We start from the raw sequence: 2,724 nt of genomic DNA, 5'->3' as shown, positions 1-2,724 counted from the left end.
GTGCGCGGTGGGCAGCGGCAGCCGGTCCAGGTCGTCGTCGGTGACCGGCACAAGGGCGCCGGAGGCCTTCTCGTACGCGCGGCCCACGTCCTGCTCGGCGACGCGGGCGCCGTCGAGTTCGCACACCAGGAGATCCCGGCACGGGACCCCGGGCCCGAGGGGTCGTCTGAGGGCACGGCCGAAGCCCTCGCCGAGGCACCCCGCTCTCCGTGCCTGGCTGGGACGTAGGCTGGCCCCGGACTCGGTGATCACATGCCTGGGGGCGCTCATACAGCCCTATGGCCGAGAGACCCGGTGGGGTCCGGGTTCGCCGATGAAGGCGGTCGGCCGGACGACGGAAGAAGGAGGTGGCGTCGGATGGGCGGAGAAGTTCTGCGCTGGAGCGGATACCGCAGCATGCCGTGGAAGAACGGCGGCGGTATGACCCGGGAGGTCGCGTCGGGCGCAGTGAAAGCGGCCCTGGCCCCGGTGGAGCCCGAGGACGGCTTCGACTGGCGGGTGAGTGTCGCGGACGTGGACGCGGGAGGCTCCTTCTCTTCCTTTCCCGGGATCGACCGCGTGATCACCCTGGTCAAGGGCGAAGGCATGGTGCTGACCGTGGACGGGACCCCGCATCCGGTCGCACCGTTGAGCCCCTTCGCCTTCTCCGGCGACGCGGCGACGGACTGCCGCCTGGAGGCGGGCGCGGTGCGCGACATGAATGTGATGACCCGCAGGGGCCGGGCGACGGCACAAGTACGGATCGTCAGCGTCGCCGCCGCACAGGGGGCGGAGATGGCGTGCGCCGCCGGCGAGACCCTGCTCGTCATGGCCGTCACCGAGGGGATCGCCGTCGGCGCACCGAACGGGCGGGAGACGGCGCTCGGCCGTCTTGACTGCGTACCGCACGAAGGCCCGGGGGCGCTGGCTCTGCGGGGCGACGGCACGGTGGCCGAGATCAGGATCACCGCGGCGCGCTGATGCTGGGAGCCGGCGCCCGCCCAGTCATCTCCGTGCCCGCGCCCTGGCGCTCTACGGCCGCAACTCTGTCTTCTCCCGCTCGGCGGCCACTGTCCCCGCCCGGACCCGCTGTTGTCGCGCATCAGCAACCACGCGGTGTCTTCAGTCGGGTGGTGGTCTTGTGGGGGCTCCGCGGGCGTCAGAGCAGTGACCAGCGTCCGCTTCGCCATCCGAAATGCCGGATCTCCGCGCGGTGCCTGTTCACCGGGGCGTTCGTCGCCCGCTCTGCTTGCATGCGGAGCGGACGAAACCCTTCTTGGCAGCGCTCTTTGTCGTCTCCGAACACCACGGGTACTCAGGTTTGCAGTTACGCGGGGAACGGGTAGGCCGGGTTCGGCGACCGGCTCGGAGAAACGGACCGGTGGCAACATCGGCATGGCACTCCGTGTCGACTCAACAGGCACCTGCCCTCAGGTGGCCGGCTGGTCGCGGCGCAGACCGGATCAGACGTGCCTCACCCAATGACCCGCCGCAGGAACTGCACAAGCCGGGGATCGTCGGCCCTTTGCCGCTGCCGTATCCGTTCCCACGTGAACGGCGGGGTCTGGGCCTCGTACGCGCCGCCCGCCAGCTCATTGAGTCGCTGCTCGACGTCACACAGATGGCGGCCGACACGCTGAGCGGCGCCATTCGTCGTACGCCACGCCCACAGGCCGATCATGGCAACAGCCGTCCCGACATACAGGTTTGATGCGTCGCACCGGAAGCCTGTGCGCCGCCGCGAGGACGGCGGACAGGATTCCGGCGAAGCCGAGCAGCTGCACGCGGGCCGCGACCCGCGGCCCGCTGTCCGAGTTCAGTCCTGAGCGCCCTGTATTCCTCCAGCAACAGAGCCATGACTTCGGGTTCCTTGCCGGGTGCGCAGGCCTGTCCGGCCTGGCTCGGATGCCCGCTGGGCGGTGTGACGGTCATGGTTCCGCGATGCCCAGGGCCGCCCGCAGCCACGCACGGGCGACCCGTATCTGCTTGCAGTCAGAGGCCGGTGGATTATCGCCACCGCTGTGTTCATCGACGGCCACGCTGTTCGCAAGAGGCCTGCGGTGGCGGTCCTCACCGGGGCGAGGGCCTTGGCCATGTTCGCTATCGCCGACACCGCCTGCGATCTCGCTGACACCGCCAGACCGGAAGCGGACAAGACCCGCCAGCGGCTCATCTGCCACGGCCTTGGCTCCACCAGTAAGTTGCCAGGCAGCTTCCGGGTCCGGGGACGGACCGCTCAGCCGCGCTGGGCGGCGTCGTAGACGGCCCGTGCGGTCTTGCCGAGCGTCGGCCCGTACATCGGGCTGCCGCCGTCGCCCGCGCCGTGGCTGTTGACCGACACCACGGTGCCCTTCCCGGTGGCGGAGTCGAAGCCGGCGAGCCAGGGACCGCCGCTCGCGCCGCCGCCGAGGTCGCACGGGACGCGCTGCTCGCCCTCGGGAGCGCGCTGGGAGGTGCCGGCGCAGTACAGCAGTACCTCGCCCCTCTGGGGAGAGGTCGCCGGATAGCCGAAGGCGGTGACCCGTTCACCGGCCGCACGGCCGAAGGCGATGTTCTGCGCCCCCACCGCGTCGGTGAGTCGCTTCCCGTACGCGGGGGTGGCGACGACCATCGCCGCCACGTCGTTGACGGTGTCCTCGGCCCAGGAGCGCGGTGTCACGGTCGCCTTGACGGCGTAGCGGCCGTACGGCGCCTTGCCCTTGGCGTAGCCGGGGACGAAGACGATGTCGCTGTAGGTGTTGACGG

2 protein-coding genes are annotated in these 2,724 nt (G+C 70.7%); one reads left to right on the top strand and one right to left on the bottom strand.

What is annotated here, in order from left to right; genetic code table 11:
• Positions 1 to 357 precede the first annotated feature (357 nt).
• On the top strand, positions 358 to 960 hold the full coding sequence (locus ACFPIH_RS56135; protein ID WP_381188077.1) for a HutD/Ves family protein: 603 nt from the start codon (positions 358 to 360) through the stop codon (positions 958 to 960).
• Between the two features lie 1,255 nt (positions 961 to 2,215).
• On the opposite strand, the gene ACFPIH_RS56130 is transcribed toward ACFPIH_RS56135, so the two are convergent.
• The coding region (locus ACFPIH_RS56130; protein ID WP_385879437.1) for a trypsin-like serine peptidase at positions 2,216 to 2,724 on the bottom strand (509 nt) is incomplete at its 5' end.

Source organism: Streptomyces vulcanius, from assembly GCF_042653945.1.
Lineage (GTDB): Bacteria > Actinomycetota > Actinomycetes > Streptomycetales > Streptomycetaceae > Streptomyces > Streptomyces mangrovi.
Note: the sequence above shows the minus strand (reverse complement) of the source record. Positions and strands in the feature narration are given on the sequence as shown.

Bases quoted from the DNA above. Each gene is read 5' to 3' on its own strand.
- ACFPIH_RS56135 (WP_381188077.1), top strand. From the start codon at position 358: ATGGGCGGAGAAGTTCTGCGCTGGAGCGGATACCGCAGCATGCCGTGG.